This is a genomic window from Lysinibacillus sp. FW12, from assembly GCF_050817245.1.
GTDB lineage: Bacteria > Bacillota > Bacilli > Bacillales_A > Planococcaceae > Lysinibacillus > Lysinibacillus irui.
Genome location: NZ_CP139094.1, coordinates 1,849,237 through 1,874,520, shown reverse-complemented (window position 1 = coordinate 1,874,520; position 25,284 = coordinate 1,849,237). Strand labels below are relative to the sequence as shown.

General features: G+C 36.9%; 27 protein-coding genes. 5 read left to right on the top strand and 22 right to left on the bottom strand.

The window, feature by feature from the left end; genetic code table 11:
* Positions 1-197: 197 nt before the first annotated feature.
* Positions 198-434 carry a DUF2627 domain-containing protein gene (locus SJW71_RS09575; RefSeq protein WP_004231186.1) on the top strand — a complete coding sequence of 79 codons (237 nt, stop codon included), beginning with the start codon at positions 198-200 and terminating at the stop codon, positions 432-434.
* A 47-nt stretch (positions 435-481) separates the two neighbouring features.
* Here the strand turns inward: SJW71_RS09575 and SJW71_RS09570 are convergent, their stop codons facing one another.
* The 16 genes from SJW71_RS09570 to nusB all read right to left on the bottom strand — a co-directional run bounded on the left by SJW71_RS09570 (position 482) and on the right by nusB (position 16,436).
* Entirely contained in the window at positions 482-1,207 is a 726-nt protein-coding gene (locus tag SJW71_RS09570) for a glycerophosphodiester phosphodiesterase (RefSeq protein WP_322605596.1), read from the bottom strand.
* Positions 1,200-2,771, bottom strand: coding sequence for a DUF342 domain-containing protein (locus SJW71_RS09565; protein ID WP_431812053.1), 1,572 nt, complete (start codon positions 2,769-2,771; stop codon positions 1,200-1,202). The genes SJW71_RS09570 and SJW71_RS09565 overlap by 8 nt, the downstream gene beginning before the upstream one ends.
* A gap of 308 nt (positions 2,772-3,079) precedes the next feature.
* On the bottom strand, positions 3,080-3,271 hold the full coding sequence (locus SJW71_RS09560; RefSeq protein ID WP_431812052.1) for a hypothetical protein: 192 nt from the start codon (positions 3,269-3,271) through the stop codon (positions 3,080-3,082).
* A 241-nt stretch (positions 3,272-3,512) separates the two neighbouring features.
* On the bottom strand, positions 3,513-3,827 hold the full coding sequence (locus SJW71_RS09555; protein WP_431812051.1) for a hypothetical protein: 315 nt from the start codon (positions 3,825-3,827) through the stop codon (positions 3,513-3,515).
* A gap of 290 nt (positions 3,828-4,117) precedes the next feature.
* Positions 4,118-4,909, bottom strand: coding sequence for a sporulation transcription factor Spo0A (gene spo0A / locus SJW71_RS09550; protein ID WP_274793617.1), 792 nt, complete (start codon positions 4,907-4,909; stop codon positions 4,118-4,120).
* Between the two features lie 375 nt (positions 4,910-5,284).
* Positions 5,285-6,232 (bottom strand): SpoIVB peptidase S55 domain-containing protein, encoded by a 948-nt coding sequence (locus SJW71_RS09545; protein ID WP_431812050.1) that lies wholly within the window; start codon positions 6,230-6,232, stop codon positions 5,285-5,287.
* A 121-nt stretch (positions 6,233-6,353) separates the two neighbouring features.
* Complete coding sequence (gene recN / locus SJW71_RS09540) at positions 6,354-8,045, bottom strand: DNA repair protein RecN (RefSeq protein ID WP_322611517.1); 1,692 nt, start codon at positions 8,043-8,045, stop codon at positions 6,354-6,356.
* A gap of 33 nt (positions 8,046-8,078) precedes the next feature.
* Entirely contained in the window at positions 8,079-8,528 is a 450-nt protein-coding gene (gene ahrC, locus SJW71_RS09535; RefSeq protein WP_004231170.1) for a transcriptional regulator AhrC/ArgR, read from the bottom strand.
* A gap of 100 nt (positions 8,529-8,628) precedes the next feature.
* Positions 8,629-9,447: a TlyA family RNA methyltransferase gene (locus tag SJW71_RS09530; protein ID WP_431812049.1), complete on the bottom strand. Its 819-nt coding sequence runs from the start codon at positions 9,445-9,447 to the stop codon at positions 8,629-8,631.
* A complete protein-coding gene (gene dxs / locus SJW71_RS09525; protein WP_274793621.1) occupies positions 9,447-11,348 on the bottom strand; it encodes a 1-deoxy-D-xylulose-5-phosphate synthase in 1,902 nt (633 codons plus the stop codon). Before dxs ends, SJW71_RS09530 begins: the two co-directional genes overlap by 1 nt.
* A gap of 165 nt (positions 11,349-11,513) precedes the next feature.
* The gene (locus tag SJW71_RS09520) at positions 11,514-12,395 is read right to left on the bottom strand and encodes a polyprenyl synthetase family protein (RefSeq protein ID WP_412927243.1); all 882 of its coding nucleotides are present in this window, start codon (positions 12,393-12,395) and stop codon (positions 11,514-11,516) included.
* A gap of 3 nt (positions 12,396-12,398) precedes the next feature.
* On the bottom strand, positions 12,399-12,632 hold the full coding sequence (gene xseB, locus SJW71_RS09515; RefSeq protein ID WP_008179899.1) for an exodeoxyribonuclease VII small subunit: 234 nt from the start codon (positions 12,630-12,632) through the stop codon (positions 12,399-12,401).
* Positions 12,629-13,987 (bottom strand): exodeoxyribonuclease VII large subunit, encoded by a 1,359-nt coding sequence (gene xseA / locus SJW71_RS09510; RefSeq protein ID WP_431812048.1) that lies wholly within the window; start codon positions 13,985-13,987, stop codon positions 12,629-12,631. The genes xseB and xseA overlap by 4 nt, the downstream gene beginning before the upstream one ends.
* A gap of 232 nt (positions 13,988-14,219) precedes the next feature.
* Positions 14,220-15,035 carry an undecaprenyl-diphosphate phosphatase gene (locus SJW71_RS09505; protein ID WP_407134288.1) on the bottom strand — a complete coding sequence of 272 codons (816 nt, stop codon included), beginning with the start codon at positions 15,033-15,035 and terminating at the stop codon, positions 14,220-14,222.
* Between the two features lie 128 nt (positions 15,036-15,163).
* Positions 15,164-16,021 carry a bifunctional methylenetetrahydrofolate dehydrogenase/methenyltetrahydrofolate cyclohydrolase FolD gene (folD, locus tag SJW71_RS09500; protein WP_431812047.1) on the bottom strand — a complete coding sequence of 286 codons (858 nt, stop codon included), beginning with the start codon at positions 16,019-16,021 and terminating at the stop codon, positions 15,164-15,166.
* Positions 16,022-16,052: 31 nt separating this feature from the next.
* On the bottom strand, positions 16,053-16,436 hold the full coding sequence (gene nusB, locus SJW71_RS09495; RefSeq protein WP_008179889.1) for a transcription antitermination factor NusB: 384 nt from the start codon (positions 16,434-16,436) through the stop codon (positions 16,053-16,055).
* A gap of 406 nt (positions 16,437-16,842) precedes the next feature.
* Here nusB and SJW71_RS09490 point away from each other — a divergent pair, with 406 nt between their 5' ends.
* A complete protein-coding gene (locus SJW71_RS09490; protein WP_431812046.1) occupies positions 16,843-17,706 on the top strand; it encodes a MerR family transcriptional regulator in 864 nt (287 codons plus the stop codon).
* Positions 17,707-17,870: 164 nt separating this feature from the next.
* Positions 17,871-19,040 (top strand): MFS transporter, encoded by a 1,170-nt coding sequence (locus SJW71_RS09485; RefSeq protein ID WP_431812045.1) that lies wholly within the window; start codon positions 17,871-17,873, stop codon positions 19,038-19,040.
* A gap of 95 nt (positions 19,041-19,135) precedes the next feature.
* On the opposite strand, the gene SJW71_RS09480 is transcribed toward SJW71_RS09485, so the two are convergent.
* Positions 19,136-19,546 carry an Asp23/Gls24 family envelope stress response protein gene (locus SJW71_RS09480; protein WP_274793629.1) on the bottom strand — a complete coding sequence of 137 codons (411 nt, stop codon included), beginning with the start codon at positions 19,544-19,546 and terminating at the stop codon, positions 19,136-19,138.
* A 99-nt stretch (positions 19,547-19,645) separates the two neighbouring features.
* Complete coding sequence (locus tag SJW71_RS09475; protein ID WP_274793630.1) at positions 19,646-19,984, bottom strand: nucleoside triphosphate pyrophosphohydrolase; 339 nt, start codon at positions 19,982-19,984, stop codon at positions 19,646-19,648.
* A 181-nt stretch (positions 19,985-20,165) separates the two neighbouring features.
* On the opposite strand from SJW71_RS09475, the gene SJW71_RS09470 reads away from it, so the two are divergent.
* Together SJW71_RS09470 and SJW71_RS09465 are read left to right on the top strand one after the other, a co-directional pair.
* Complete coding sequence (locus tag SJW71_RS09470) at positions 20,166-20,540, top strand: peptidylprolyl isomerase (protein ID WP_322605602.1); 375 nt, start codon at positions 20,166-20,168, stop codon at positions 20,538-20,540.
* A 63-nt stretch (positions 20,541-20,603) separates the two neighbouring features.
* Positions 20,604-21,191, top strand: a complete 588-nt coding sequence (locus SJW71_RS09465; RefSeq protein ID WP_322605603.1) for a GNAT family N-acetyltransferase — start codon at positions 20,604-20,606, stop codon at positions 21,189-21,191.
* A 79-nt stretch (positions 21,192-21,270) separates the two neighbouring features.
* On the opposite strand, the gene SJW71_RS09460 is transcribed toward SJW71_RS09465, so the two are convergent.
* From SJW71_RS09460 to accB, 4 genes are all read right to left on the bottom strand, one after another.
* On the bottom strand, positions 21,271-21,984 hold the full coding sequence (locus SJW71_RS09460; RefSeq protein ID WP_431812044.1) for a UDP-N-acetylmuramyl pentapeptide phosphotransferase: 714 nt from the start codon (positions 21,982-21,984) through the stop codon (positions 21,271-21,273).
* A gap of 185 nt (positions 21,985-22,169) precedes the next feature.
* Positions 22,170-22,796 (bottom strand): hypothetical protein, encoded by a 627-nt coding sequence (locus SJW71_RS09455; RefSeq protein ID WP_431812043.1) that lies wholly within the window; start codon positions 22,794-22,796, stop codon positions 22,170-22,172.
* Positions 22,797-23,253: 457 nt separating this feature from the next.
* Positions 23,254-24,612: an acetyl-CoA carboxylase biotin carboxylase subunit gene (accC, locus tag SJW71_RS09450; RefSeq protein ID WP_274793635.1), complete on the bottom strand. Its 1,359-nt coding sequence runs from the start codon at positions 24,610-24,612 to the stop codon at positions 23,254-23,256.
* A gap of 14 nt (positions 24,613-24,626) precedes the next feature.
* Positions 24,627-25,133 (bottom strand): acetyl-CoA carboxylase biotin carboxyl carrier protein, encoded by a 507-nt coding sequence (gene accB, locus SJW71_RS09445; protein ID WP_313470718.1) that lies wholly within the window; start codon positions 25,131-25,133, stop codon positions 24,627-24,629.
* Positions 25,134-25,284 lie beyond the last annotated feature (151 nt).

Below are 25,284 nucleotides of genomic sequence, written 5' to 3'. Positions count from 1 at the left end.
TACAATACTGACAAATTCACAATTTCGCAACTATTATTACATATTCTTATTTAAGTAAGAATTTTCTAAACATTCAGTTACAAATGCTACTTTCTGTCCCTCCTCGTTTTTATGCGAAAATATTATATTCGTTTCTACCTTCCTTGACATTCCACCATCCACAGGTACAATTAATCATAGGAATAAGGAGGGGTAGTATGGCCCGTTTAGCTGCATTTATTGTAATGCTTATTCCAGGTCTTATGGCTGCAGGTGGCATTAAATTTATGCGTGATACATTATTTGGTAAGCTTATTTCGCCATTCCCATTTTTATGGCTACAATTTGTAGTTGGTGTTATATTCTTCGTGATAGGCTTTGGTTTTTTCGCAGGATTTTTACTACATCGCGACAGAAAAAATGGAAAAGTAGCACCACGCTTCCAAAAGAAATAAAAATAGCTATCCAAATAAGTCACACTCGACTTACTGGATAGCTATTTTTATACACGTTCTTGTACTGCGATGACTTTATCAGGATAATCCGTAATCCATCCAATGACAGCAGGATGTGGATTCGTTAAAAATAGTTCACTGCCATCAATCGCATAAAAACGACAGGCTTTTTCATTTATAACACAAGCCTCCAAGTATCTTGGTTTATAGTACCTTTTATGCATATGCACAGTATCAGCTGCTTTATAATCAGCTAGAAGGTCCCATTTGATTTTTTTTGTGGCTATAAGGGCCGTTTCAAATTCCGGTCTATGTTTTTTAACAATCTCTAAAAGCTCATAGTGAAAGGATGAAAAATGACTCCCCTCTGGCAGAACTAACCCCTGTAGGAAATTAATCAGCCCTCTCTTATTGTCTAAGATGGTTGATTTTAATTCAATATTCAATGGCATCTGATGCATATTTGCCCACACTAAAACTGCCTCAAATGCTGGCATTTTATACGATGAAAATAGACGTCTCCAAGGCTTGCCAAGTTTAAAATGTAGAAGCTCCTCCATCGTACAATCGCTCACCAGTTTATTGCTGCCCACAAGTCTCGATAGCTGTGGATCGTGATACACTACGGGTAATCCCTCTTTAGAAAATTGAATGTCTAATTCAATGCCATCAGCCCCTAGCTCCATCGCCTTTTCAAAAGCTTGAAGAGTATTCTCTAGTGCATAAGCAGAAGCACCTCGATGTGCAAATACAGGAATACAAGAATTAGACATTGAGCTCACCAAATTCTAGCAGGAATTTACCATTCGTCATTTTGCTTAATAACGATGACTTTCTGCCAATTTGAATATAAGTACCTGGATGTGCTTCTTTTGTCACCACAATCTCTTCTTTCCCTACATGGCGCATTTCATCCATTAATAGCTTAATTTCACGATCTAACTCCACTGCTTCAGCTTTTAATTTGGTTAAGGCTTGTTTTGTCTCTTCAAATGAAGCAGTTTGTTCTTTAGACATCTGATTGAGAAATGGCAATAGACTTTTCATTTTGTTCTCATGTGCTAAAATTTCTGCTTGCAACTGTTTTAACTGGGCTGCTTTTTCTTGCATGACTGAATTATTTTCTTGCTTATTGATGCTTTCAATGATTAAATCCGTTCGGCGTTCTAGACGGTTTCCAGAAATGGCTGTGACGATCGTATTTTTTGCTACTGCTCGCCCACCAATGATTTTACCTTTTCGTTCATCAACATAAATAGAATGGGCAGAAAGTTGTGATCCTAGCGCATAAAAACCAATATGAATACTATCACCTGCAAATAAATTCGCTTCATTCACATGCTTAACAAATATATTGCCACCCGCTTCCACTACTGTTGAACCAAGTCCAAAAATCCCTCCCCGAATATAAACATCCCCCTCTATGGATTTAATCAATTTGGCACCGCTTACACCTTCGGCACCATCGATTGAAATATCACCAGTTGCAATAACCGTATAACCATTTGTTACTGTTCCTTTAATACTGAGAGAACCATTAAATTCTAGGTTGCCTGTTTCCACGCCAACATCACCGTTTATAGGAAGGTGTCTGTTTACACCAATCATTCCTTTGACATCATCTAAAACACCCGCAATTTTAGAGCGAATGACGATTTTCCCGTTCTCTTCCACTTCATAGGCCGATTTTGTGTCGTATTTAATAGGAAAATCTCTCCCAGGTACAGCAGCGACTACTTCACCAAGCACGTTTTTTCCTGGTTTACCTAATGTAGCAGGAATCTTTTCACCAAGCCACGAGCCTTCTGAAATTTCTGAAATAAAATTCATATCATAGTAATCGGCTTTACCGTCTTCTCGAATGACCGGTTTTCTCTCCGGTTTAGGCAAATATGTAATTTGTGCATCCATCCCTGCTATAGGTTGTTCGCCTTGAGCAATTAAAAATGCTTTTCCTGATTCAGCCTTTGAAATATCAAAGTCTACTATTCCGTAAACAATTCCTTTTTCTTCAAGTGTTTCTCGTATTTGCTGTGTCAATTTTTCTTTATTATTTTGAATATACTCTTGTGTTTCATATATAAAAATAGAGGCTGACATTTTATCACGTGCGATCTCCGCTTCAACATTCGGAAGCCAGCGTCCAATTTCAACTGGGCTTGTGTTTTGGGTTGATAACACGTTTTTTAAAATTGAAAAATTAGATAATTTAAGTCGTGGATGACTACGTAGGATGCTATCAAATTCTTTTAATGGGAATCCGGCACTAAAAGTAAGCATAAATACCTTGCCATTTTCTTCAGAAATTTCAAAGTTGTCATTCCGAACTAGAATCAAGCTACCTCCTCCTTCCCTCTATATGTAAGTATATACAATCCCCTTACATTTGTTTAGAGACCATTGTCACTACCGAGAAAGAAAATAGTACTACTCAATTATTAAAAAATCCGCCAAAAATTTCATTCCAACAAATAAAATTAAACAATTTTAACTATTTAAATGTTTATTTATCTGCTTTTTTATTAAAATTTCCTTTTAATTCAAAGTAATTCCATTTAATTATTTTGGAGGAATAGTATGCTATGGAAAGATAGCAAGTGGGTTCATCTCTATAAATAGTAGTTTTATATAGGTATTTTGAACCTTTAGTTATTCAACAAGCTACCTATACCTCCTTCAATATGGAAAGTGCAGCCTAGTTGAGCTAATTGCTCATGCGTCATATAGTGCATACTAATTTTACCATCTAATGCTAAACGTACCTCAAATAGTTCCTCCCCAATTTGCGTTATTTCTATCGAATTCATTCCATTTAGTTGGAAATTTACACTTTTCATTTTCATCACCTGTTTTAGTATAACGAATACAATCGCAATGAGTAACTAATATGCCGACTTTTCTTTGATTGTTCCAGTTCTCGTTATTCAGTTAAGATATTTCTACAGCATTTTCTGTAAAACTATCGATTAATTTCCCTAATTAAATGAACAATACTACCGAGTTTTGTAATGATGAATTGAACACCAGCGTATAAGTTTAGCTTATAAAAAATGGATAAGGGCTTACGGTCTCACACCATTATTTAACCCATGGCTGTTCACCATATCTTTTTAGCATCACGACTTCACCATCATTATTTAACCGATTGTAAACATATTTAACTTTGTATTCGTTGTATTTTTCTAATTCGATTTTATCGTAATACTTTTTCGGTAATATTAACTCACGCTCATCAATTAACAGGTAGTATTCTCCGTTCTTTTCAACAATATTTTGTTCATCAATTTTCACTGTTTTTTCAACTAGTGCATCATTAAATGTATAAAAACCTGCTGCAAATACTCCAACTAAAATAAATACTAAAAAAATAACGAATAACTTACTCCTACTCAAGTATCTCTTCCCCTTAAATTTGATATTTAATACTACTATTAATCAATTTATGTCATATTATCAAAATTAACCATATTAATCCTCTAAAAAGAGGTTTTTGCGAATGAATGCTTTTTTGATCCACAACTTCATTGCACGAACCTTTCTAAAAAGAACAAATTCGTTAATAATGGACATAAAAAATACGCCCCTCAAACAGTCGACGTAAACTGTCTAAAAAGGCGTTATCATTTTCGTAATAAATTACATTCTCCGCTAAGCTACACGCTAAAAACACCAATATAGCACGCTTAGCTAGCCATCATATCAATACGGATTTTGTCTGCGATCATGGCAATGAACTCGCTATTGGTTGGCTTGGATTTTAGGTGGTGCACTGTATAGCCAAACATCGACGAAATCGATTCATAATTGCCACGATTCCATGCGACCTCGATGGCATGACGAATTGCACGTTCCACACGGGATGGCGTTGTATTGAATTTTTTCGCGATTTCTGGGTATAAAATTTTCGTGACAGATCCTAATAATTCTATATCTTCAAATACCATTTGAATGGCTTCACGTAAATAAGAATAACCTTTAATATGTGCAGGTACACCGATTTCTTTTATGATTGCAGTAATCGTACTGTCTAATTGATGCTGATTTAATTTTTGAGGTACTGTCGGTTGTAACACGCTTGTCTTTTTTGGTAGTGTCGCCTTTTGTCCAGCACAATGTAGAATCTTTTGTACCAATTGATCGAATTCAAATGGCTTCAGCATGAAATAGGAAGCCCCTAAATCTACCGCCTGTTTCATGACATCTTCCTGACCAAAAGCTGTTAGCATAATAACTTGGATAGATGACATTTTTTCGTTTTGATACATGGCTTCTAATACAGCTAAACCGTCAAGATGAGGCATTATTATATCTAGAAGTAAAATATCTGGTGTAAATTCCTCAAGCATTTGTAGACAAACTTTTCCATTTGAAGCTGTTGCAATAATTTCTATTTCGGCATGTCCTTGAAAATACTGCTCCATTGTTTTTAATAACTCACGATTATCATCAGCAATCGCTACTTTTACTTTTGTCATTTCAATTCCTCCTTCTGGACTTGCTTTGAACACCTCAAAGCGTTAACCTAACCCCTAAATGCCGTTTTTGGCACACTGTGGAATTTTCGACATTTTTGTTTTAAAAACCTTTTTCATTTTCAAAAATGAGTATGTAGTCCGATACTTTCTTTTTTTATCGACAAGTTACGATAAATAATTGCAACTAGTCGAATGCTCTTATTACTTATTTTAGATAAAATTAGTTGATAAAACTACAGTTTTTTTAAATATCATGACTCCTTCAGGGAATTATTAGAAATACATGTTGAATTCCTAGAAAAAAGGGTAAAATTCGCTTCTTTCCCTGGGCTTTTGTTGCCCCTGAAAATGAAGCGAATTCTTACCAGACATAATTCATGAAGATCTTCTTAACATTTCTGCTACAGTTAGTGCCGCCCCTTTTTTCGGCTCTTCAACAAACATATGCGTCACAGCACCGACAAAACGACCGTCTTGAATGATAGGACTGCCACTCATTCCCTGCAAAATACCACCTGTTTTTTCAATGAGCTTTTCGTCAGATACTATAAATTCAAGGCGTTCATTTTCAACCTTTGTAATTTCAATCGAAAAAGATTCCACCTTACTGCCTTCAATAGCCGTATAAATTTCGGCTTTCCCAGTTTTTATATCTTTTTCATGCATAATTTCAATGGCTTTGGGTAATCTTTGTTGATAACCGTCTTCCCAACGGCCAAAAATACCATAAATAGTATTTTTATCTATACTGCCGAGTCGTTCTTGATGCTTCTCAATGGAGGATATTTTATAGCCTGGTTGGCCCGGTGTACTTTTACGAATTTGTTGAATGGAAGCTAAAAAAATGGAGCCAGCTTTAAAAACAGGGGCTTCTTGTAGGGTTGAATCGACAATTTGATGACCTAGTGCTCCGTAATTTTTTGTCTCTGGATCAATATAAGTCAGTGTTCCTACTCCATCTGTTTCATCTTTTAAAAAGGAAATGACATGCTCTGCTTCTTGATTTTGTAATTCCAATGTAACTTGTTGGCCTTCACTATTGATCGTCCATTTTTGTTGGCCTTTTTTTGCCACAGCTTGTTTGGCATCAGCAAGAGATTTAACAGGGATATTATTTATTTTTTCAATGACTGCTCCTCCCTTCATCCACTGATTCGAAGCTAATAATACATCATGTGCGACAAATACATGTGATAATTGGAGCTGGATCCCAATTGCTTCACCCATTGGTATAAGCTTTTTGGCGGCTAAAGCTTGTACAGGCATCACTAACAAAAAGATGAGCATAGGCAAAATGACTAATTGACGCCAATGACGATTCATACGACACCTCCTTTTCATTTTTGTCTTTTTACTATGTGTTGTTGTGCCATTCTTATAAGCGGTAAATATTTGTGCAAAAAGAAAAAACCCAGAAACAGCGTGACTGTTTCTGGAATATAGATTAACGCATTTGTTTTTTTCGTTCATCTGCCATTTTTAAAAGCTCTGTTGCATGCTGTAATGTTAAAGCTGTAATTTCTGTACCAGACATCATACGGCTAACTTCCTCAATTCGAGCATCTTGATCAATTTCCGATAACGAAGTGAACGTTCGATCATGCTCCACCTCTTTTTTGATAAAGTAATGATGATCAGCCATAGCCGCAACCTGTGGTAAATGAGAAATACATAATACTTGAGAATTAACGGAAATCGCTGCGATTTTTTCTGCAATGGCTTGCGCTACACGACCACTTACACCTGTATCGACCTCATCAAAAATAATGGAGGTGATACCATTTGAGGAAGAGAAAATCGTTTTCAATGCAAGCATCATTCGCGATAATTCACCGCCAGATGCAATTTTGGGTAACGATTTTGGTGGTTCTCCAACGTTTGTGGAGATGTAGAAAATGATTTGATCTTTTCCATTGGCATCGAAATATGGTAATTCATCGAAATTAACAATAAATTTTGCTTTTTCCATATGTAGTTCACGTAATTCTGCCATTATGGCTTCACTCAATTGATGGGCAGCAGTTTTACGTACCGCCGAAAGTTTTTCAGCAAGTTCATTAAGTACCGATTCCATCTCTAGCACTCGGCGTTCTTTGACCTGCAAAATTTCATCTCGATTCAACAATTCATTTAATTCTGTTTTAATTTTCTCATAATACGCTAAGATTTCTTCCACTGTCGAACCATATTTGCGTTTTAAATTTTGGAATAGTGCTAAACGCTGCTCAACCTCGTTTAAACGTGCTGGATCGAACTCTAAGTCATCTAACACATTTTTGACCTGATAGGCTGCATCTTGTAAGGCATAAAATGCAGATGTCACAGCTTCAGATGCTTCTTTGAATTGATCGTCAACCGTCGCGGCGTCTTCTAAAGCACCCATAGCATTACCAATCCAATCAAGTCCCTTCGAATCGCCTTGAATGGCATCATAGGCTGCACTAGAACGTTCAAAAATTTTATTAAAATTCATCAAACGACGGCGTTCATCTAAAAGGTCGTCTTCCTCACCCAACTTTAGATTGGCTTCCTCTAGCTCTTTTATTTGAAATTGGTACAAATCAATACGTTGAGCCATCAATTGTTCATCAATCGATATGGAAGCTAAATCTTTTTTTAGTAAACGATATTCTTCATATTGTTCACTATATGTTTTTTGTATAGGGGACAGTTCTTCCTCCGCAAACTGGTCGAGTAAATTAATATGCTGCTTTTCATCCATCAGCTCTTGATTTTCATGTTGACCATGAATATCAATAAGGCTAGCGCCAATGTCTCTAAGTACCGATAATGGCACAAGCTTTCCATTTACTCGGCAAATGCTTTTACCAGAATCATTTAAATCCCGTCGTAAAATAATGCTATCTTCTTCAATTTCTATGCCTGCTTCTTCTAATTTTTTCAGAACAGGATGAGCTAAACTTGAAATTTGAAATAAGCCACCTAATTCTGCTTTTCTTGCACCGTGGCGAATAAATTCAGTATTGCCTCGTCCACCCGCAAGTAAATGCACAGCATCAATGATGATGGATTTCCCAGCACCTGTTTCCCCTGTAAGTACTGTTAAACCCTCTGAAAAGCTTACTGTCAGATCCTCAATGATGGCAAAGTTTCGAATACTAAGCTCTCTTAACACAAATTGTCACCTCTGAATCAAATTCCCCATTTTTTAAAGCATGTCTAATAAGCGATTTTTTGTATTTTCACGCTCATTTTCATTACGACAAATAATTAAAATGGTATCATCCCCAGAAATTGTACCTAAAATTTCTGGCCAATCTAAATGGTCAAGTAAAGATGCAATCGCGTTTGCATTACCTGGAAGAGCTTTCATCACTAAAAAGTGAGATGCTCCATCAATGCTGACAAATGCATCTGCTAATGCACGATGTAATTTTTGGACTGGGTTGAAACGTTGATCTGCGGGTAAGCTATATTTATAGCGACCATCCTGTAACGGTACTTTCACTAAATGTAGCTCTTTAATATCTCGTGACACCGTTGCTTGGGTCACATTATAGCCTGCTTCTTTTAAAAAATCGACTAAATCATCTTGTGTTTCGATTTCATGATTGGCGATAATATCTCGAATTCGTATATGTCGTTGTCCTTTATTCAACGAGATCACCTCTTATAAATAATTGTATATGTGTATAATCACACTACCATTTTCAACAAAAAAGCACAAGAAAAAACACGGCTCTATAAGCGAGCACGTGTTATTTTAAAGAATTATGCGCTTCTTCAACGAGTGCATTAAAAGCTGTATATGAAGGAATTATTTCATCACCGACAGGATTCACTAAATGGAATAAAAATTCAATGTTCCCTTCCCCTCCTGTTATAGGTGAAAAGGAGGCATCTTTTACAACAAAGCCAATTTCTGTTGCCATAGCAGCTGTTTTTTCCAATACTTCGAGATGTACTTTTTTATCACGAACAATACCTTTTTTACCAACCTTGTCTTTCCCAGCTTCAAACTGTGGTTTCACTAATGCCATCACATCGCCACCTGGAAGCAACAATGTTTTTAATACAGGTAAAATGAGCGATAAGGAAATAAAGCTAACATCAATGGTTGCAAAATCAGGTAACCCTTCCGTTAAATCAGCGGCTGTTGTATAGCGAAAATTGGTTTTCTCCATAACCGTGACACGTTCATCCGAGCGAATTTTCCAAGCTAACTGGTTAGAGCCCACATCCAATGCATAACAATGTCTTGCTCCATGTTGTAGGGCACAATCTGTAAAGCCGCCTGTAGAGGAGCCAATGTCAAGCATTAGCTTTCCTTCTACAGTCATATCAAAAATTTGTATGGCCTTTTCAAGCTTTAGGCCACCACGACTAACATATTTTAAATCAGAGCCCTTCACTTGTAGAGGTGCATCGATGGCAATTTTTTCTCCTGCCTTATCAATACGTATTTCATTTGAAAAAACAAGACCTGCCATAATGGATCGTTTTGCTTTTTCTCTTGTCTCGCAAAGCCCACGCTCTACAAGTAAAATATCTACTCTTTCTTTTGGTTGTTTTGTCATTATTTATTCAAACCTACTTGCTGTTTTTGTTGAAGTAACACGTGCATACGTGCAACCGTATCCTCTGCTGTCATATGAATTTCTGCGAGTAACTGATCTACATTACCATGTTCGATATATTGATCTGGAATTCCCATGCGATCAATAAGTGCATTTAGATAGCCATGATCATGAGCAAACTCTAATACGCCACTACCAAATCCACCTTGCAGGACAGCTTCTTCAATCGTTAAAATTGGCTTATGACTAGATAAAATACGATGTAGCATTTCCTCATCCATTGGCTTGATGAAGCGAGCATTAACTACTTCAATCTCAATACCTTGTTGTGCCAGCATTTCAGCTGCCGCCATTGCCATTGGTATCGTCGTTCCAAATGTTAAAATAGATGCGTCTTTCCCCTCGCGCAAGACTTCCCAGCTGCCAATTGGTAAAGCGATAAGCTCTTCATCTAATGGTACGCCAATCCCATTCCCACGTGGATAACGAAGAGCAATTGGGCCACCATCATATTCAATCGCTGTCTTTACCATATGCTGACCTTCATTTTCATCTTTTGGCATCATAATAGTCATGTTTGGAATATGGCGAAGGAAAGCAATATCAAATACACCTTGATGGGTTTCTCCATCCGCTCCAACTAAACCAGCACGATCAATGCCGATAAAAACATTCAAGTTTGGACGAGCAATATCATGTAATACTTGGTCATATGCACGTTGCAAGAATGTAGAATAAATGGCTAAAAACGGCTTCATTTTTTGAGTAGCTAGCCCTGCAGCCATCGTTGCTGCGTGTTGTTCAGCAATTCCTACATCAAAGAAACGATTTGGGAAATCCTTTTGAATACCTTGTAGCTTCGACCCAACAGGCATTGCTGGCGTAATCGTCACTACTCGCTCATCCTCATGAGCAATTTTACGAACCGTTTCTGCAATTAAACTACTCCACGCTGGTCCTTTTGCTTCAGATTTAACAAAGGCACCGTTTTCAATTTTATAGGGACCTGTCCCATGCCAATTACCAATAGTATCATCCTCGGCAGGTTTATAGCCCTTTCCTTTTTTTGTAATGACATGGACCAAAACAGGCCCTTTCACTTTTTTAGCATGTGATAATGTCATTTCTAGGGCTTCGAAATCATGTCCATCAATTGGGCCCAGATATTTAAAACCTAGCTCCTCAAAAAACACACCGGACACCACTAAATATTTTAAGCTGTCCTTAAGGCGCTCTGCAGTAGAAGCAAGCTTGCCTCCTAGCACTGGAATTTTATTTATAAGTGACTCTAGCTCTTCCTTCGCTTTTGAGTATTCCTTAGCTGTACGTAAACGACCTAATACATTGTGTAATGCTCCAACATTTGGTGCAATGGACATTTCATTATCATTCAGAATGACAATCATATTTGTTTTTGCATGTCCAATATGATTTAACGCTTCAAGTGCCATACCGCCTGTTAAAGCACCGTCCCCAATAATAGGGATTACATAGCTATGTTCTTTTTTAATATCACGTGCCGCTGCCATACCCATGGCTGCTGATAAGGACGTCGAGCTGTGACCTGTTTCCCACTCATCATGTTCACTCTCCACGCGCTTCGGGAATCCACAAAGCCCTTTGAACTGACGTAGTGTGTCAAATTGACTCGCACGACCTGTTAAAATTTTATGCACGTAAGCTTGGTGGCCAACATCCCACAAAAACTTATCTTTTGGACTGTCAAACATTTTATGCAGCATTATCGTAAGTTCAACTACACCTAAATTTGGCCCGATATGCCCACCTGTGACAGAACATTTTTCGATTAAGAAGGTACGAATTTCTTGTGCAAGTTGCTCAAGCTCCTTCTTATTTAAGTTTTTTAAAAAGGATGGACTAGTTATTTTATTTAAATCCACCTTTCTCACACACCTTTTCAATAAAATATTCACCGCAATTGTGTTTCCACCATTATAGCAGTGTTATCAATATGCTAAAAGTACGAGCACTTCATTGAATGCAAATTGCAAACGTTCCCACCTATTCTAGCATATTCTTTTCCTTCAACGCCTTGATTTTCTCTCTTAGTTTTTACGATGAACAATATACGCAGCAAAGTCGCGTAATAAGCTGGTATCGATTGGTAATTGATCGAGTGCGTTAATGGCATGTTGATAATGCTCAGCAAGCTTTTCTTTTGCTCCCGCTAATGTTAAAAGCGCTGGATAGGTGCTTTTATCACTAGCGATATCTTTCCCTGCTGTTTTCCCTAGTTCTTCAGTTGTTCCTTCAATATCTAAAATATCATCCTGAATTTGGAAAGCTAGACCAATGTGATGTGCATATTTCTTTAATGTAGCACGATCTTGATTGGACACATCTGCTAACACGGCTCCCGCTTCAATACTAAAGCGTAATAAAGCACCTGTCTTATTGACATGGACCTGTTCTAGCTCTGTTAAATTAAGCTGACGTTGCTCTCCTTCCATATCAAGTACTTGACCACCAACCATGCCTTCTGCTCCTGCTGCGACACTTAATAATTGGACAAGTTCAATGCGCTTTTCAGCAGACAATTCCATACGTGCTAAAATGCCAAATGCTAACGTATTTAGTGCATCTCCAGCAAGCGTTGCAAGTGCTTCACCATAAACTTTATGATTCGTCGGCTTTCCTCTTCTGAAATCATCATTATCCATACTTGGTAAATCATCGTGGATTAAAGAATACGTATGAATGATTTCAATTACAGAACCGACAAGAAAGCCGTCCTGTAAATTTTTATGGTAAAGCTCAAGTACTGCTAACACAAAAAGTGGGCGAATTCGTTTACCGCCAGCCTTTAATGAATAAAGCATAGATTCCTTTAAATCGGCTGGTGCATCAATTTGTTCAACAAGCGCAAACATGGTTTCTTCAATTTGTGGTATGTTACTTTCAATAAAGCACTTTAATGGCTCATTCATTTCCTAATTCTCTCCCTTTAGTGGATCAAATGCTGTTGTTTCACCAGTCTCTTGGACAATCGATACGAGCTGTTCTTCTGCATGTTGCAGCTTACTATGGCAAAACTTTGATAGCTCCATTCCTTGCTTATATAAATCTATTGCATTTTCCAATGGCACATCGCCTTGCTCCAACTGGCGAACGATTTCTTCTAGTGCCGTCATGGCTTCTGCAAACGTTTGTTGTTTCTCTGTCACAACGTTTCCCCCTCATTCTTTGGCAAGATATTTTTCACTTCAGCCACAACTTTCCCATCATGGAAAGAAAGTGTAAGTTGATCCTGCTTTTGTACCTCAGTGGATGATTTGATCATTTTTTGATCTTTATATGCTACTGTAAAACCTCTTGTTAGAATGGATAGCGGATTTAAAGCTTCTAATGTTCTAACAGTGGCCTCAAATTGTTGTTGTTGCTTCGCTACATAATACGTAGTAGCACGGGATAATTGTTGAATGCGTGCTTCAAGTTCACGTTGATGGAACGCCAGTGCCTTTTTAGGTGAATGCTGCTCGACCGTACTATGTAATTGTTGAAGCTGAGATTTTTTCTTCATCAACTCCACCTGCATCGCTGTCTGCAACCCAGACTCGAGCTGTGCTAATCTTTCAGTAAATGGTCGATAAAGTCTTTCTGGCATGGACAATGGATAAGACTGCTGGAGCTTATTTAGACGTTGTCGTTCAGCCATAAGTTGCGACCTCACTATTTGATGAAGTTGTGATTTTTGCGTAAGTACCCGCTGGTATAGCTCTGCTTGATCTGGAACAGCCATCTCTGCAGCTGCCGTTGGTGTAGGAGCTCGTAAATCAGCTACATAATCTGCAATGGTTGTATCTGTTTCATGTCCGACTGCGCTAATAATAGGAATTCGGCTTTCAAAAATAGCCCGTGCCACTATTTCTTCATTAAAAGCCCATAAATCCTCAATAGAGCCTCCACCACGACCTACAATTAACACATCACAACTCGCATTCTGATTTGCACGTTGAATATTTTGCACAATATTTGGAGCCGCCTGCGCTCCTTGCACTAGAGTTGGATAAATCAAAACTTTAGCAAGGGGGTAACGTCTCTTCAACGTCGTACAAATATCTCGAATAGCAGCACCTGTAGTCGATGTTAATACACCTATTTTTTCAGGAAACTTTGGTATCGGTTGCTTCCACTCTGGTTTAAAAAGCCCCTCTTTTTGTAATTGTTCTTTTAATTGATTAAAGGCAACAAATAAGCTACCAATGCCATCAGGTTGCATCTCCTGTACATAAAGTTGGTAGGTACCATAACCTTCGTAAACGTTTACATCGCCTCGAATAAATACTTGCATACCTTCCTTTGGCTCAAACGCTAATTTTGTAGCCGCCATTTTAAACATCGTAGCCGCAATGCGGGCTCCATCATCCTTTAGCGTAAAATAAATATGGCCTGATTGATGGATTTTAACATTCGATAATTCACCCTTTACATATACTTCACGTAGATGAGGGTCAGCATCAAACTTTCGTTTAATATATTTCGTTAACGCTTTTACTGTTAAATAAGAAGCAGACGACATGTTTTCGGCTCCTTTACTATAATCAAGTTTTTCACAAAAACTACACCTATCATAACATTTTTTACTGTCGTTGACGTGCCAAAATGCAGTTTCGCTAGAAAAAATGACGAGGTTACAACTATCGAAAAACAACTATAACATATTCATACACGATCAAACTATTAGAAAACAGCTTATTACCATCCATAACAAACAAAGCCCCATAACAATAGTTGTTATGAGACTTTACATTTTAATAGAATAGTAATAGAAGCGTACCTACAATAAAACAATAGTACGTAAAATAGCTAAGTTTACCGCTTTTCATAATACCCATAAACCATCGCATCGCAAAATAGGTCATAATGAGCGTAGCGATGAAAGTAGCTGCATAGGGAAGTGCCAATGCGCCTTTATTCGGCTCCTCTAAAAAATCCGTAATCCCAAGGACCACTCCCCCTAAGCTTACAGGAATATAAAGCATAAAGGAGAACCGTAAGGCTGTATCCTGCTTCATCCCTACTGCTATTGCTGAAATAATCGTTGCTCCTGATCGGCTAATACCTGGCGTTAAAGCTACTGCTTGCCCTAATCCTACAATAATAGCGTCTTTTGCCCTGAGATCAGCATCATTCTTCTTCCCTCGCATATTACGTATTAACCATAATGCAGCTCCTGTGACAAATAACATAAGCGCAATTGTAGTCATACTGACATTGTCAGCAATGACATCACTTAATAACACCCCTAAAACGCCTGCTGGAATAGATCCTATGATAATATACAATGCAAAGCGAAAATCAGCGTTATAGCGCCTCTCCCCTGTCTTTAAATAGAGAAAGAAATGACTTATAAGGCGCACAATATCCTCTCGATAAATATACATAATGGCAAGTAATGATGCTGTATTAGTTAAAATGGCGAATGTAAAACCTTGTTCTCCAAGTCCTAGTATTTCACTGGCAATCATAACATGTCCACTCGATGATACGGGAATAGGCTCTGTGAAACCTTGGACAAGACCAATGATGATATGTTTAACAATTAACATAATATCGATGTTTTCCATAAAAACCTCCTTCTACGTATGTATGTCCCAAACGTTACATTAGACGTCAAAAATAGCAAAGAAGTTCTTTTTTATACATCAAAAAAGTCATCTCAAAGCAATGTTGAGATGACTCTTTTATGGTTATGTTATTTATTTTGCAAGCTATTTTCAGCTGCTTGCACTGTGTTGAATAGTAACATCGTGATTGTCATTGGTCCGACACCACCTGGTACAGGAGTAATATGTGATGCAATACCATCTACTTCTGCAAAGTTTACATCACCGCATAATTTATTGTTCTCATCACGATTAATACCGATATCAATGACAACCGCTCCATCTTTTACATGCTCCTTTGTAATAAAGTTTGCACGTCCGACAGCAGCTATCAAAATATCTGCCTGTTTTGTAAATGAAGGTAAATCAGGCGTTTTAGAATGTGTATATGTCACCGTTGCGTCTTTTTGCAAAAGTAGTTGTCCCATTGGTTTACCAACGATATGACTACGTCCTACAATAACAGCATGTTTTCCTGCAATGTCAATTCCTGAATACTCAAGAAGCTTCATCACGCCGAACGGTGTACAAGGTAAAAATGTGTCTTGGCCAAGCATCATTTTCCCCACACTTACTGGTGAGAAACCATCGACATCCTTCTCGACAGCGATTGTCGCTATGACTGTATCCTCATCAATATGTTTTGGGAGTGGTAGTTGTACTAAAATTCCGTGAATATCCTCACGTTGATTTAAAAGTTGAATTTGTGCTAATAATTCCTCTTGCGTAGTTTCAGCTGGTAATTTAATCAGTTCTGAAAACATACCAATTGCTTCACAAGATTTTTGTTTATTTCTCACATATGTAGCTGAAGCTTGGTTGTCTCCAACTAATACAACCGCTAAACCAGGTGTTAATCCTCGCTCTTTTAAGCGAATGACACGCTCTGCTACAGCATTACGAATTTCTTGACCAATTTCTTTACCATTAATAATTGCACTTGACATAAACCTTCGTTACTCCTTCCAATTCAACACATTATTCTTGTTCTGTAAATTTAGAAAGTACACCATTGACAAATTTAGATGAACTATCATCGCCAAATGTTTTACATAACTCGATTGCTTCGTTTAGTACTACTCTTTTTGGTGTTTCTGGCATGTATAAAAGTTCGTATACAGCTAGACGTAAAACCGTTCTTTCAATTTTCGGTAGACGGGCAAGTGACCACTTTTCAAGATGCTGTTCTAAAGTAGCATCGATTTCCTCCAAATGTTCAGCTGTTCCAGTAACAATCTTTTCGTAAAAGGCATTGGTTGGTTGTCCTTTAATATGACCCATTGCTTCTTCTACTGTTAGATCCGTATTGTCTAGCTGAAACAAAACTTGCAACGCTTTTTCGCGTGCTTCATGTCGTTTCATGTAAAGCTCTCCTTCTTAAGTGGCATTAAGGTTTATAATAGCATAAAATCGCACGAGAAACACGATTTCAAGCAAGTTTTCAATAATCTGAAACCTTTTTTAAGGAACTTTTTACATCATTCCTAATTGAGCTCCCTTTTAATCAAATAAGCTCTCCAAAAATGATTGTTTCCTCCTCATCATGTATAATAAAGAAAAACGAAAACAAACTTCAGAGGTGTTCACAATGCAATATGAAGCCATATGTACGAGTTGTAAAAAACCATTTAAATTGGTTGAAGGTGAAGAACAATACAAACTAATGAAGGAACGTAAATCTCACCTATTTTACTGTGACGATTGCAAGCATAAAATTCGCTTTGATGCCATTCGAAACTTCTTTAGGTATTACTAATGGAGGCAATTTATGAAGGAACATTATTATACCATTGGTGAGGTTGCCAAACTTTCAAACTTATCGATTCAGACGTTACGCTATTACGATCAAATTGATTTATTTAAACCAGCTTATACAGATACCTACACCAATTACCGCTACTATAAAGACACTCAGCTATTCTATTTAGATATAATAAAATCACTTAAATATATCGGTGTTACCCTCGAAGATATAAAAAAAGCGCTCAAATTAACCTCAGATGAATTGCTTGATTTTCTTGCACAGCAAGAGCTACGAATAAACGAGAAAATTTCACGCTTAAACGAAGCGAAAAATACTTTATTGAAAACAAAAAAGCAATTACAAGAACAAATAGATATCCCGATCTTCGGTGAAGTATATGAACAGGTAGAAGAAGCAATGCCCGTTCTTCAAGTGACAACGACTGAATTAACACCAACATCGAGCGCTAATACATATTATGCAATACTAACAAAAATCATTGAAAACGAGGGCAGTGTGTTAAATAGTCGATATGGCTGTATATATCCTCTTAAGCCTTATCAGGATGTCCATGATATTTTTTATGATGTTATTTTCACTCCTCTTTTAACAGAGCGCACATTTTCAAAGCTCTCAGCAAATATACAGCAAACTACCATTCCCGCTGGAAAGTATGTATGTATTGCCTTTATATATGACCCTGAAACTTATTTTTCGTACTATGAAAAATTAAGAAATTATGTATTGGCGCAGCAAGAAATATTTGAATCACAAGTGTATGAACTCTATATGCCAGCGACATTAACAATGGAGCAAGAAAAGAAGTTTATTGTAGAATTAAAGGTTAGACAAAAACAAGAAGGACAAGAATCTTCCCTAAAAATTTAAAGGCCAATCGTATAAACTCCTCAAAAACTCCCAAACTGATAAAAACTTTAAAAATGGAAAACAAATCTTTTGACCCTATAGTTACTATAGGGTTTATCGTATTACATGGAAATATTCTAGTAGATTTAAAACATGTATCGTTTAACAGGTAGAAGGAGAGCTTTATGAGCAAGAAACAAAATATAACATTAGCAATTTTATTATCCAATCTTTTCATTGCTTTTTTAGGGATTGGTTTAGTCATCCCTGTTTTACCAACTATCATGAATGAGCTTCAGATCTCGGGCTCTGTTGTTGGTTATATGGTAGCAGCATTTGCTATTACCCAATTGATTGCATCACCTATCGCAGGTAAATTAGTCGATAATATCGGTCGTAAAATCATGATCGTGTTAGGTCTTTTTATTTTTGGGCTTTCTGAGTTTTTATTCGGATTCGGTCGTTCAGTGGAAATTCTTTTTGCCTCCCGTATGCTCGGTGGCGTAAGTGCAGCTTTTATTATGCCAGCCGTAACAGCTTATATTGCTGATATTACGACATTAGCACAGCGTCCTAAAGCACTGGGTTATATGAGTGCTGCCATTAGCACAGGGTTTATTATCGGTCCTGGTATCGGAGGATTTTTAGCAGAATACGGTACACGTGTACCATTTTACGCGGCAGGGGTCCTTGGTCTTTTCGCGGCTATTCTGTCGTTCATCTTATTAAAAGAACCGTCGCGTGCTACGGACAATGAGGAAGTTACACCATCTATGCTAGGTAGTGTGAAGCGTGTGTTTAGCCCGCTTTATTTTATTCCATTCATTCTTATTTTCGTGCTATCCTTTGGTCTCGCTGCATTCGAATCACTATTTAGCTTATTTGTCGATCACAAATTTGCATTTACGCCATCAGATATTGCCATTATTATTACAGGAAGTGGTATTGTAGGAGCCCTGGCTCAATTAATTCTGTTTGACTGGCTAACAAAGAAAATGGGTGAAATTAATGTCATTCGTTATTCATTGATTCTCTCGGCGATCCTAACATTCGCTATGACGATTGTCAGTCATTATTTTGCCATTTTATTTGTCACATTCTTTATTTTCGTTGGCTTTGATTTAATTCGGCCAGCGGTTACTTCATATTTATCAAAAATTGCTGGCAATGAACAAGGATTTGTTGGTGGTATGAACTCCATGTTTACAAGCCTAGGTAATATTTTTGGGCCTATCTTAGGTGGGATCTTGTTCGATGTAAATTTGAACTATCCCTATTACTTTGCCACAATCGTGTTAGTGCTTGGCGTTATTCTGGCATTGTTCTGGAGAAAGCCAAAGCATATTGAATTATAAAAAAGGCGATACATTTAGACTAATGAATCCTAGAGAAATCCTTAAAAAAGGGCTGCCCTTTGATGAAAAATCATCTTAGGGCAACCCTTTTTTTGTTATTCATGTACTGCTGTTTCTTCTTTTTCGAACTGTATAGCAGTAATATGCACATTGACTTCTGCTGTTTCTAGTGCTGTCATATTAAAAATAGCTTGGCGTATTTGCGTTTGTACTTCCTTTGCAACCTTAGGAATGGCATATCCATATTTTACAGAGCAAAATACATCAATTGCAATTTCACCCGTTTCTGTGACACCGGATTTAATGCCCTTATTGTGTACTTTTTTACCGAATCGTTCCACGACACCTGTCGCAATATTTCCACGAGTTGCAGCAATGCCTTCAACCTCATTGACAGCAATACCTGCTACAACTTCGATTACCTCTGCCGCTACCTCTATTTTTCCAAGCTCTTCTTTTCCAGAAGGTGTTGGTTGTACGAAAGATTGTCCTACTTTCTCTGCCATACAAATATCATCCTTTCCCTTACAAATCACAAACAAATGCTGTACTACCGTTTATTATACTATAAAAAGGAAGGTTTGGCTGTCTAAAGCCGTTTTAATTTATAGCGAACCTGATGGATCTTCTACATCTAGCAAAAAAATTCTTTTTTCAAATCCACCACGAATTTTTTTCTTCTGCTCACGCATCGCTTCTAGTTCTTCAAAACTTACGCCTAACACACGTATAGCTGTATGAATGAGTTCGAGCAGATCTGTCAATTCTTCAACGCTTTCCTGACTATTTTTCGCCTCGTGAAATTCTGTAGCTTCCTCTATCATCTTAGTTTTGATTGCCTTGATAAATTCTTCTGATTCTAAAGTTCGTGCATAATACGATAAACCTTTCTCTTCTATCATTTCTAAAATTTTATCCCTTACAAGTTTATTATATACTGGCATTTATCCATCGACTCCCTTTATGATGAACTCTTCTATTAATTTCAAAGTGATTTAACCCTCACTTATATCGTTAGTAATTCTTTGTCAGTACTCCCTCTCCATTTCGACCTACCATACCTTTACTATGGTACAATTCAATTAATGGAAATTATAGTAAATCAAAAGGAGGTATGAAAAGGCATTGAAAAAATTATTATTTTTTATGTTTTTCACCGTATTTCTTTTTACAGCATGTAACTCATCAACATTAAGCATTACTGAAATTGAGGTAGTTCCAGATAAAGTGCAAAAGGCTATGGACGAAAAATCAACACTACAATTACTCAATGTAGTAGATCAAGATGTTTCTTACATCGTTTTTCGATCAAAAGGAACCGTTACGGTAGATCTTGAAACACAAAATAATACAATAACGATCAAGTTAGATGTGACAAACGAGCAAGATAATGCAATAAAACAGCATGTTTACAAATTAACGTTAGAACCTCACCATGATACGATTGATCTTCAAATTAATGGTAAATCTACATCGATTGATCTTGTAACAGGTATATGATGGGCAACCAATGGCTCAAGTTTATTGTAGGTAAATTACTGATTGAAGTGGAGGTATATTGAATTGTTAATTAGAAACTTTAAAAAAGAAGATGAACTAGGCTGGCTACAATGTAGAGTTCTTGCTTTTTTAAAAACAGCTTATTTTGACAATGTGCTAAATAAAAAAGAAGTCTATGAACAGCCTTCCATTGAATTAGTAGCTGAAATTGATGGAAAAATTGTTGGTTTAATTGATATAGAATATGAAATCAAAGAAGGCACAGTTTGTTCAAGAGGAAAAGGACTAGGTGGTATGATTTGGCACATCGCTGTACATCCTGATTATTCACGAAAAGGAATAGGCGAAAATTTATTAAAGGTTGCTGAAAAAAGAGCCATTGAACTAAATTTAAATCGCTTTGAAGCATGGACGCGAGACGATGAATGGGTGCAAAATTGGTATAAAAAAATGGAGTTTTCTCAAGTCGAATCCTATTATCATATTTATCTTGAAGGGAGTGAAATGACTAATAGAATCACAACGAATGTTCCAAATCTATTTCCTGTTTCAACATTCAGTCATTATGTCGGCCATGATATGGAACAATTCACTAATATCACACGTAAACACCAATGTATCTGCTATGAAAAGTATTTAAAGACTGTTTAAGCATTTTAGGACTTGTTTTTATGATTAATCGTCATATACGCAAGTCCTACAATGTTTATTAGGATGCTCCCATCCAACTTTAAATTATACGGTATTTACGTGAGGATTGTGTGATCACTAAAAGTATCGTTAATCCAACAACAAAATACCAGAGCATATAAAAAGGAACTATGAACATTAGGACACTAAATACTATTGCTGTTACAACGCTAACTGTAATAGCGTATACACTTGTAAATTTATCTTTCATCCAATAATATAATGTGAATGGTAGTGCTAAAGTAAATATGGGAATATAAATATTTACAATAGATGCTTTGATAAGAGATAGTGATAGTACAGCTATGATGAAACCAATTGTCGTAGTAAGCGTTCGTCCTACAATTACTTTACCAGAAAAATAGCTGTATAACAGAATAGACAGCATAACTAAACAACTACAAAATCCTATGATTACTACAAATAAATTACCCATAATGTAAGCTAATATTGACAAGCAAACGAAAGACACAATTGGTAACAGCAAGATTGATGGATTATGTACTTTTTCTAGATTTATTACATTTGTAAAGCCAACAAGAAATAATATTGTAAAAGGAATCGTCAAATAACCTAATTCGAAGGTATAACCTATAGTAATATGACTAACCGAAAGATTACCGACTATGCTGATCGCTAGTGCCGCACAAATTTGACCAAGCACCACCCAAATGCCTGATAGCTTAAAAGCTTGAGTAAGTTTATCTGTAATTACAATGAAAACAATACCAAGTAATAAAGCCAAATATAACAACTTTCCCCCTCCTCTTCTTTAGAAATAAACAACGTTATTTACCCTACCTAAATTATACAGTATATACAAAAAATATACGAATAGAAAAATAATCGTTGATTAAACTTAGCGGCACCGTTAGTTCACCAATAAAACTACCGAAATCTAGGGTTACTTTTTCTACCAGCCGAAAACATGTATGTAGATCAATTACTTCTTTGTATCTGTTTACTTTTCTTGAATCCGATCATACTTCCTAAAACCGCGAAAATAGCAGCTCCTACGATAACTACCATTAATTCGTTTGTATTGAAATGAAAAAACGAGGTCAATGAATTAGTAAATGATCTTATAAAAAGTACTATTGTGTAGGACGTAAAGAAACCGATAGTTGCTCCACATGTAAAGCCACTGATATGCAGCCAGTTGTTATATTTCTTCAATAAGAAGTGTGATAAAAAGACAAGTAGGATCGGCAATAACAGGATATAAAGATCAATTGCATCGCGAATGAAGATATTTGGTATATAATCTTCGTTAGATTTGTAATTATAGGAGCTATATAAACTGTTGATTACTTGTATAACCTTGATTAACCAAAAGCCGATAATTGTCCCAAAAAGTATTGGTTTAATCGTTATTTTTTTAATTAACAAATAACAGATGATAAACGAACAAATGACAATAATAGGTGAAAAATAGATGATATAAAGCCCAAAATACGCATCATCATTTCCGCTTACATTTTGATAAATTACTGCTAAAGGAAAAGATGCGAGTAATGTGGTGATAGCCGTAACTAAATAAGCTGTTACATATAAAAATAATTTCAATTTGGTTGCTCCTTTTTAAATCCATAGAATACTTTACCTATCAAATCTTAACAATGTATTTCGCTATTTTATATATGTAAATTCCACCATTAATAAAATTGCTCCTTTAGCTCCATAAAAAAACTCCCTCTGCAATGCTCTTTAATTAACCCCTAATAATTTACCAGGTTCTAACTCTTCAAAAGACTGATAAATGGGTTTCGGAATAGGGATTGAAACGATACCTTTAATATATTTCAATATATGTAATTCAGCCTATCAATCATTAGCTTTGGTGTAGTAATCAGTCGCGTGTCTCCTCTTTAAACGCACCCTCAAAAACACTGGTCATTGTATACTCCTCTGTCACATCCTCTAAATCAAAAATCCAAATAAAAAACCTTCTAACAATTGAATGTTAGAAGGTAATTTTATTACGATATTTGGAATTATTCTATTCCTTAGATTCACAAATTAATTATTTGTTTGTCCCCAATACATCGTTCTCTTCAAGGAACTTCGTATTAAATTGAGCTGATTTGAAAACATCATTGTTCATTAGTGCTTGGTGGAATGGGATGGTTGTGTTGATCCCAGGACCTGATACTTCGAATTCGCTTAGCGCGCGATTCATTTTTGCAATCGCTTCCTCACGTGTATTCGCATGAACAATAAGTTTCGCTACCATTGAATCGTAATATGGTGGAATAGTATAGCCTGCATAGACTGCAGAATCAATACGTACACCATAGCCGCCTGGCGTTACATACGTATCGACAGTTCCTGCTGATGGCATGAAGTTTTTGTAGGCATTTTCTGCGTTAATACGGCATTCAATCGCCCAACCATTTAATTGAATATCATCTTGTGTGAATGGTAGCTTCTCACCAGATGCAATTTTTAACTGCTGTTGTACAAGATCTACACCAGAAATCATTTCTGTTACTGGGTGCTCTACTTGAATACGAGTATTCATTTCCATGAAGTAGAACTTGTCCTCTTGATAGTCATAAATAAACTCGATTGTGCCAGCACCTTCATAGTTACATGCTTGTGCAGCTTTTACTGCGGCCGCTCCCATTTCAGCACGACGCTCAGAAGATAGAGCTGGAGATGGAGCTTCCTCTACTAGCTTCTGCATACGACGTTGAACTGTACAGTCACGTTCGCCTAAATGCACAACGTTGCCATAACCATCTGCTAACACTTGAATCTCACAGTGACGGAAGTACTCGATGAATTTCTCTAAATATACGCCAGGGTTACCGAATGCAGCAGCAGCCTCTTTTTGCGTAATTTCAATACCTTTCACAAGGTCTTCTTCTGTACGTGCTACACGAATCCCTTTACCGCCACCCCCAGCAGTTGCTTTGATGATAACAGGGTACCCAATTTTAGCAGCCCATTCTTTACCTGTTTCAATATCTGGTACAATACCAGTACCTGGAACAAGTGGAACACCTGCTGCTTCCATTGTTGTACGTGCAACGTCCTTGATTCCCATAATTTTAATAGAATCAGATGATGGACCGATAAATTTAATGCCAGCGTTTTCACAAGCTTCTGCAAAATCAGCGTTTTCGGATACGAAGCCATACCCTGGGTGGATCCCGTCTGCACCTGTTTTTTCAGCTACACTAAGTAGAGCTGGGAAGCTAAGATAAGAATCTTTTGATAGCTTCGGTCCGATGCAATAAGCTTCGTCTGCTAATTTCACATGTAATGCGTCCGCATCTGCTTCAGAGTATACAGCAACCGATTGAATGCCTAACTCTTTACAAGCACGAATGATACGCACAGCGATTTCGCCGCGGTTTGCAATTAAAACTTTTTTCATTTGTTTTGCACTCCTTACTCAGCTTTTACAAGGAATAATGGTTGGCCGTATTCTACTAAGTCGCCATCTTTAACAAGAATTTCAACGATTTCCCCTTGCACTTCTGCTTCGATTTCGTTGAATAATTTCATTGCTTCCACGATACATACGATTGTTTCGTTTCCTACTTTATCACCCACTTTTACGTAAGCTGGTGAATCTGGGTTTGGTGCTTGATAGAAAGTACCGACCATAGGAGATACAATTTTATGTAACGATGGGTCGTTAACTGATGGTGCAGCTGCAGCTGATGCTGGCGCTTCTTCTTTAGCTGGAGCTGGTGTTGCTACTGGAGCTTCTGCTGGTGCAGATTGTTGTACAACAGGGGCTACTACTTCTTTTTTAGGTGCTACAGTTTCTGTAACAACAACATTATTCTTTTTTAGTTTTACTTTTGCGCCATCTACTTCATACACAAACTCGTCAATGGAAGAAGAATCTACTAATTTAATAATTTCACGAATTTCTTGAATTTTGAACATTTCTAACTCTCCTTATGAAATAAAATCTACTACAATAACTATTCTATATTTTTTCGAATCAATTTGAAATAGTTAAATGAAAATTAAGTAAATCTGAACAAAATAAAAGGCTTTCCTTTACTAAACGAAAGCCTTTTCATTATGCTGATAT

Coding starts and splice junctions, on each gene's coding strand:
- SJW71_RS09575 (WP_004231186.1), top strand. CDS start 198: ATGGCCCGTTTAGCTGCATTTATTGTAATGCTTATTCCAGGTCTTATG.
- SJW71_RS09570 (WP_322605596.1), bottom strand. CDS start 1,207: ATGTCTAATTCTTGTATTCCTGTATTTGCACATCGAGGTGCTTCTGCT.
- SJW71_RS09560 (WP_431812052.1), bottom strand. CDS start 3,271: ATGAAAAGTGTAAATTTCCAACTAAATGGAATGAATTCGATAGAAATA.
- spo0A (WP_274793617.1), bottom strand. CDS start 4,909: ATGACAAAAGTAAAAGTAGCGATTGCTGATGATAATCGTGAGTTATTA.
- SJW71_RS09545 (WP_431812050.1), bottom strand. CDS start 6,232: ATGAATCGTCATTGGCGTCAATTAGTCATTTTGCCTATGCTCATCTTT.
- SJW71_RS09530 (WP_431812049.1), bottom strand. CDS start 9,447: ATGACAAAACAACCAAAAGAAAGAGTAGATATTTTACTTGTAGAGCGT.
- SJW71_RS09520 (WP_412927243.1), bottom strand. CDS start 12,395: ATGAATGAGCCATTAAAGTGCTTTATTGAAAGTAACATACCACAAATT.
- xseA (WP_431812048.1), bottom strand. CDS start 13,987: ATGTCGTCTGCTTCTTATTTAACAGTAAAAGCGTTAACGAAATATATT.
- SJW71_RS09505 (WP_407134288.1), bottom strand. CDS start 15,035: ATGGAAAACATCGATATTATGTTAATTGTTAAACATATCATCATTGGT.
- folD (WP_431812047.1), bottom strand. CDS start 16,021: ATGTCAAGTGCAATTATTAATGGTAAAGAAATTGGTCAAGAAATTCGT.
- nusB (WP_008179889.1), bottom strand. CDS start 16,436: ATGAAACGACATGAAGCACGCGAAAAAGCGTTGCAAGTTTTGTTTCAG.
- SJW71_RS09490 (WP_431812046.1), top strand. CDS start 16,843: ATGAAGGAACATTATTATACCATTGGTGAGGTTGCCAAACTTTCAAAC.
- SJW71_RS09485 (WP_431812045.1), top strand. CDS start 17,871: ATGAGCAAGAAACAAAATATAACATTAGCAATTTTATTATCCAATCTT.
- SJW71_RS09480 (WP_274793629.1), bottom strand. CDS start 19,546: ATGGCAGAGAAAGTAGGACAATCTTTCGTACAACCAACACCTTCTGGA.
- SJW71_RS09475 (WP_274793630.1), bottom strand. CDS start 19,984: ATGCCAGTATATAATAAACTTGTAAGGGATAAAATTTTAGAAATGATA.
- accC (WP_274793635.1), bottom strand. CDS start 24,612: ATGAAAAAAGTTTTAATTGCAAACCGCGGCGAAATCGCTGTGCGTATC.
- accB (WP_313470718.1), bottom strand. CDS start 25,133: ATGTTCAAAATTCAAGAAATTCGTGAAATTATTAAATTAGTAGATTCT.